Annotated in this window: 4 protein-coding genes; 1 reads left to right on the top strand and 3 read right to left on the bottom strand. The window is 50.2% G+C overall.

What is annotated here, in order from left to right; translation table 11 throughout:
* Positions 1-248: 248 nt before the first annotated feature.
* From IQ260_RS25345 to moaA, 3 genes are all read right to left on the bottom strand, one after another.
* The gene (locus IQ260_RS25345) at positions 249-2,564 is read right to left on the bottom strand and encodes an ATP-binding protein (RefSeq protein ID WP_193995861.1); all 2,316 of its coding nucleotides are present in this window, start codon (positions 2,562-2,564) and stop codon (positions 249-251) included.
* Between the two features lie 170 nt (positions 2,565-2,734).
* On the bottom strand, positions 2,735-4,024 hold the full coding sequence (locus IQ260_RS25340; protein WP_193995860.1) for a rhodanese-like domain-containing protein: 1,290 nt from the start codon (positions 4,022-4,024) through the stop codon (positions 2,735-2,737).
* Positions 4,025-4,416: 392 nt separating this feature from the next.
* Complete coding sequence (moaA, locus tag IQ260_RS25335; RefSeq protein ID WP_193995859.1) at positions 4,417-5,409, bottom strand: GTP 3',8-cyclase MoaA; 993 nt, start codon at positions 5,407-5,409, stop codon at positions 4,417-4,419.
* Between the two features lie 310 nt (positions 5,410-5,719).
* Here moaA and guaA point away from each other — a divergent pair.
* Positions 5,720-6,615, top strand: an 896-nt coding sequence (gene guaA / locus IQ260_RS25330; protein WP_322745044.1) for a glutamine-hydrolyzing GMP synthase, incomplete at its 3' end; no start/stop codon positions are given.

Raw genomic sequence — 6,615 nt, 5'->3', positions numbered from 1 at the left:
CCGTACCTTTTTCAAAAAGCCTGTTGTAATTTTCTAGTATTGCTATACGTAGTTAAAATATTCATTAATAAACTTCAAGCAAACTTTATATAAGACGAAGGGCATGAAAAAACTCACTCAAACTCTCTGCCCCCACCCCTCGCTTGATACCAAATATATAAATGGCAGCAACCACCAGTCGCTTTAACCAATCATCGCCAGCCCCCGTCTACCAAAACGCAGCCACCATGGTCCACTAGGCCAGGCGTCTAGTCTGATGCCAAAAGAGATTGCATTGTGGCGACCAGCTGCTTGAGCTTAACCGGCTTGGCCAGATAATCATTGGCACCAGCGGCAAGGCAGCGTTCTAAATCTCCTTTCATAGCGAGGGCTGTCAGGGCAATGATCGGAGTATACTGTAACGTCTCATTTTGGCGAATCTTAATCATCGCCTCTATCCCATCCATGCCCGGCATCTGAATATCCATCAAGATCAAGTCGGGAGTCTGGGCTTGGGCCAGGGCAATTGCCTCCTGTCCATTTTTGGCAATAATCACTGGGTAGCCTTTCGCGGCCAGGTAACCTTGAATCACATCAATATTGTCTTCGTTATCCTCTGCCAATAGGATTAGGGGCTTGACAGCCGGAGGAGATTGAGGCGCCCTACTACCGGGGCGCTGGGTCTCTGGAGCCCCAGACTGCGAGTCGCCACTGGTACAGGGCAATTCCACCGTAAAACAACTGCCCACATCGAGCTGGCTCGTCGCGCTCACCTCCCCACCGTGGAGTTCAACGATGCGCTTCACCAATGCCAGGCCTAACCCCGTACCGGTATATTGACGGTTCAAAGCGGTATCCACCTGCACAAAGGGCTGAAAGAGTCGGTTTAACTGGTTGGCCTCAATGCCAATACCGGTATCTTCAACGGTAAATTTGAGCCAATATTCGTCTGTTGCGGCCGTGGATTTAGTCAGGCTGATGGTCAGGGTGACATGGCCTCCCTCTGGGGTGAATTTCACCGCATTGGTGAGTAGGTTAATCAGGACTTGCCGGATGCGACGTTCATCCAGCATTAAATCTGGAATGGAATCACCGGTACGTTGTTCTGTTAATTGGATCCTTTTTTGATGAGCCAGTTGTTTCACAAAGGCCAAGCTGGATCGGCATAGGGGGCCGAGCTGGGTAGGTGCCCGTTCCAGCGACAGTGCACCAGCTTCGACCTTGGCCAGATCAAGGATGTCATCAATCAGTGCTAGTAGGTGATTGCCACTATTTTCAATGGTGTTCAAGGATTTGATCTGCTGCTCATTGAGCGGCCCGAAGAGCTGCTCGATTAAGGATTCAGTCATACCCAAAATGGCATTGAGCGGCGTCCGTAGTTCGTGGCTCATATTGGCCAGAAATTCATCTTTGAGACGGGTAGCGCGGGCTAGCTCGATATTGGAAATGGCCAGCTGTTGGTTACGCTGGGTGAGGAGTTGCTGAGCCTGCTCTCGTTGGGTGAGCTGCTGGTGTAATTGCTCTACCAGATGGGCTTGCTGAATGGCGATCGCAACCTGCACCCCGAGCTGACGCACCAGTTCAATTTCTGCGGGCTGCCATTGCCGAGAGACCTCCTGCTCGCTCGCCAGCAGCAAGCCCCAAATTTCACCTTCAACCACAATGGGGACCATCATCTTTGAGCGAATGCCAAAACCCACTAGCATTTGCTGGTGGCATATGGTCATTTCTGTCTCGTGGATGTCATTGACGATGCGGACCTTACCTTGGCGGTAAGGCTCAAGCCACTCAGGGGTGACACAGGGATCGCTAACTTCGCTGTGGAGCACCGATCGTGATGGATGATCCACCGACTCTGCAATCACTTTGCCGGTCAGATCAGAACGCAATTGATAGGTGATGATGCGATCGCACTCCAACACTGCGCGTAATTCAGTCACGGCTGTGTCTAAAACCGTTTGCACATCCAGTGATGAATGTACTTGAGCGATGATTTTATTCATCACCTGATTTCGCTGCGTAGCGATGCTGGGATTTGGCGACGGAGGGGGTTGGGGTTCGGCCTTGGCGATAAAGGTAGAGGAAGCAGGCGAACCCGACGGTTGCACCTGGCTGGCCAAGGCAACGGCATGAACTTCTTCATAGGACAGCAATCCTGCGATTTGGCCGTGCTCATCGAGCATCACAATGGGGCGCAGCTGATGCTGCCTGAGCAAATTTAGCGGGGTGTGGAGGTTTGTTAATGCTGATTCGGCCAGTGTGGCGAAGGACTGTAGGGCACAATGGCTAATCGTGTGGTCAATCGGATCGTTGTCTGGGTATCTGCAAGCCAGGAGATCGGATGCGGTCAAGACCCCCAGAATTTTGGGATGATCAACGACGACTAAATAGCGCGATCTGATCTCATCGTGCAGTTCTCGGGTGACAAAATCAACCCGATAGGTGTTGAGGTCTGCTTGGGGAACTTGACAGGGTTCATGGGGATTTCCCATATGGGCGATCGCCTCTGCAACTAGGGTTTGGGGCGTTATCAGCTTGGGGCTGCGTGTGATCGCAGATCTGAGTTTAAGGATGGTAGCAGACATCTATAGGAGAAGATTTCAGGGTGAGGCAATTAACAATTTAAGAGCAATCCTTGCAATAATGGACTTAACCCCTCAAAGATCAAAGAATTAGCTGATTCATTCCAAGTCGCTTAATAGGCCCATGGCCCCGACTCGTGCGAAACTGGGCCATAAGATAGATTTTTGAGGAATTACAACACCTCCAAAGGATACATATCTGCAGGCCCAGCTGACCACTCCCACATGGATCCCGCATAGTTTTGGACCTGATAGCCTAATGCGACCAAAACCGAGGCTAGCCAACCCGATCGAATCCCTCCTGTGCAGTAAACAACAACTTGAGTATCAGGAGAAATCCCTGCATCCTCCAGCTGTGACCGTATTTCCTGGGCTGACAACAGTTTTCCGTCCTCCCCTAATAGCCGCTTAAAGTAAAGGTTAATCGCCCCTGGCACATGGCCACCACGCTGTTCTCCATAGGGAGTCTGGCCCGCAAACTCACGTGGCTCGCGACTATCGATGATCACCACATTCTCCTGCCTCAACTTAGCTCTCAGCTCATCCCGCCGAATCTCCCAAGTAGAAGTCCGTGACACCACAAAATCGCCGGGAACAACAGCATTATTTCGACTCCGCTGCACTGGCACATTAGCGGTCACCAATGCCTCAAACCCACCATCCACCATCACTGCCTGGGAGTGCCCCAGGGTTCGCAACATCCAAACAAGCCGTCCATCCTCCCCCCACCCACCGGGCGGGTGGGCATACACCACCACAGGCTTTTGGCTTGAAATCCCCAAGGACTGAAGCTTTTGAGTCAACAAGGCATTGTCCGCAAGCAATCGGCCATGAGTGATGGCATCCTCAGGAGAAAACTGTTGCCAATCCACATAGACAGCTCCCTGCAAACGTGTGAGCGCTAACTTGCGGGCATCTAACAGCGTTGCTCCTTGTTCAATCAGCTGTTTTGCTTCAGCAGCATCAACAATCCACCTTGTCTGCCATGGGTTGGGGAGTTGTGACACCTCCGCTGCTGCCGACGGGACAGAAGATGGTTCAGTATTTGTCTCTATTACAGTGTCCTGCTCAAGCGGTAAATTGTTCTGTCGCCAGGCCAACATATCTCCCTCCAGATGCAGGATTGCGCCTACACCGGCCTCACGCAGAGTTCTCTCGGCAATCGCCGCTCGTATACCACGTTCGCAGTAAATCACAATGGGGCCGTTCTCAGGAACCTCATCTAGGCGAGCCTTAATCTCTCGAAAATGAATGTTAACCGCCCCTGGAATATGACCGGCTACGTATTCCTCTGCTGTGCGCACATCCAGAATTAATGGGGTGGTACCAGATTGAATCTGAGTCACGAGTTCCTGCGGAGAGATTGGATTACTGGTTTTAGCCAAGGCTCCACAGGCTGTCAGCTGTATCGACAGACAAAGCGCCCATAGGATTTTGTCAAATTGACAATAGTTTCTGTTCATAACCAGGAACACCATGAACACCAGCAAGCCAATCCCAAAGCAAGACTAAAAAGCACTCCAAATAGACTCATTTAGAGACATTTGACATTGAATTAAGACTGAGTTGAATTCATTTGATCTAGCAGCCTAATAATTTAATCAATCTTTCCTTAACTAAGCCTGAATGAGTCTTAAAAGTAGATTTTAAAATTAGAACTTAAGACTCAAATCAATACCTAATGTCTCAAATGAGATTAAGTTGTCAAAAGACGCCCATCTGGCCAATTAGCTCAACCACTGGTCGATCACAGACACGAAATAATTCTAACTTCAAGATTGGCTACATTGAATTTGGACTTGCTTTAAGATAGGAAGTCTTGAATTAAGACTCAAGATGGGGCTACAAATCGGTCTTATCCACCAATTTGCGACATTGTCCGACTGTAGGCTCCGGTGGTGCCTGATTCTCTCATTTTAAAATTAATCTCTGGTTTGGCGGCTACTAGAGTACCAACGCGATCGCAAATGGTCTCAATTGGCTCACCGTTGCGTAGGGCTTCTCGTAAATTAAGCTGGCCCGTTTCATTGAGCAAACAAGGACGTAGCCAGCCATCTGCCGAGAGTCTCATGCGGTTGCAGCGATCGCAAAAACATTCCGACATTTGACTAATAAACCCCAGAGTGCCTCTTGCCCCTGGAATCTTAAAAACATCTGCGGGGCCATTGCCGCGAACCCTTGACTCCTCTAGGCCCCAGCGATCTCGAATCTGTTGGCGAATGGTTTCAGAGTCAATCCAGCCTTTGTTAGAAAACAGCTCATCATTGCCAATGGGCATAAACTCAATAAAGCGCACATGCCAGTTTCGATCAAGGGTCAAGGCGGCTAGATCTAAAATCTCATGGTCATTCACTCCTGGAATGACAACAACATTTAGTTTGAGTGGGTCAAAACCCACCTGATGTGCGGTTTGGATGCCTTTCCATACCTGATGCCAGCGCATATGGTTGGGCGCAGACTTGCCAACAATCGCTTCAAAGGTTTCTGGCTCCAGGGAGTCTAAACTGATGTTGAGGCGTCGTAACCCCGCATCGTATAAAGGCTGTGCCAGATTTTCTAGCTTAAAAGCATTGGTAGTCAAGGCCAAATCTGTTGTTTCGGGCAAATGGGCAATATCTTCTACCAGTGGCACAATGCCGGGGCGCAGCAGGGGTTCTCCACCGGTTAGGCGAAATTTTGTAAACCCCAAGGGGATAAATACCCCCTTTAAAAGGGTCAAAATTTCTTCGTGGCTGAGCCAAAACTCCCGCAGCACGTAAGTTAGATCGGCTCCCTCCGGCATGCAGTATGCACATTGAAAATTGCAGCGATCAATCAGGCTGATACGAAGGTAGTCAATGGGGTTCATAGGGGGTTTAAGGGTCTGCTCACCGTGCCCTCCATTATGAACCACCCGTTTTAGAACCGCTGTGTGAACCCCAACAGTTCGGACTACGCCGCACCCATCCCAGAATCTGATCGAGCTAGGTGCGGCATTACTACCGTGGTTTGCTACTCTAGATAAAATAATTTTTTACAAACCCCTAGAGAAACATTAGCCCCCTTACCCCATACCGTTTCTCAAGTACCTTCCAGGGGTTAGTCAGTAGCAATTTATAAATGACTCCCCAATAATAAGACCACTGCTTCCCTATCCATTAGAGCTTCAGGACGTATCCGTGACTGCTAAAACTCCCGCCATCACCGACACAGTATCTGCCAAACCGCCCGAGTTTAACCGCCAGATGCTAATTATTCTTGATTTTGGTTCCCAGTATTCTGAGCTAATTGCCCGTCGCATTCGCGAAACCCAGGTTTACTCAGAGGTGCTGTCCTACCGCACCTCAGCTGAGAAAATTCGCCAACTTAATCCCCAAGGCATCATTCTTTCAGGAGGACCGAGTTCGGTCTACGCTGACCATGCGCCCAAGTGTGATCCCGCCATTTGGGATCTGGGTATTCCTATTCTGGGTGTTTGCTACGGCATGCAGCTCATGGTGCAGCAGCTGGGGGGACAGGTTGAAACCGCTGAACGAGGTGAATATGGCAAAGCCTCCCTACATATCGATGATCCCACCGACCTACTGACCAATGTCGATGACGGGTCCACCATGTGGATGAGCCATGGCGACTCAGTCACCCAACTCCCCCAGGGGTTTGAAGTGCTTGCCCACACAGATAACACCCCCAGTGCCGCCGTGGCGAATCATGAACGGGGCTTCTATGGTGTGCAGTTTCATCCAGAAGTCGTTCATTCCGTTGATGGTCAGGCGCTGATTCGCAATTTTGTTTATCACATTTGTCAGTGCGAACCCACCTGGACTACCGAAGCCTTTGTTGAAGAAGCCATCCGTGAAGTCCGGGCAAAAGTTGGTGACAAGCGCGTCCTGCTGGCCCTGTCCGGGGGTGTGGATTCATCCACACTGGCCTTTCTACTGCACCAGGCCATTGGCGATCAGCTGACCTGCATGTTTATTGACCAGGGCTTTATGCGCAAGGGAGAGCCTGAGCGTCTAGTAGAGCTGTTTGACAAACGTTTCCACATCAACGTGGAATATGTGCAGGCCAGGGCTCG

Origin of the sequence: Leptolyngbya cf. ectocarpi LEGE 11479 (genome assembly GCF_015207065.1) — a bacterium.
Classification (GTDB): domain Bacteria; phylum Cyanobacteriota; class Cyanobacteriia; order Phormidesmidales; family Phormidesmidaceae; genus Leptothoe; species Leptothoe ectocarpi.
Note: the sequence above shows the minus strand (reverse complement) of the source record. Positions and strands in the feature narration are given on the sequence as shown.

What these genes read in the sequence shown, in the direction of transcription:
- IQ260_RS25345 (WP_193995861.1), bottom strand. Translation starts at nt 2,564, where the DNA reads ATGTCTGCTACCATCCTTAAACTCAGATCTGCGATCACACGCAGCCCC.
- IQ260_RS25340 (WP_193995860.1), bottom strand. Translation starts at nt 4,024, where the DNA reads ATGAACAGAAACTATTGTCAATTTGACAAAATCCTATGGGCGCTTTGT.
- moaA (WP_193995859.1), bottom strand. Translation starts at nt 5,409, where the DNA reads ATGAACCCCATTGACTACCTTCGTATCAGCCTGATTGATCGCTGCAAT.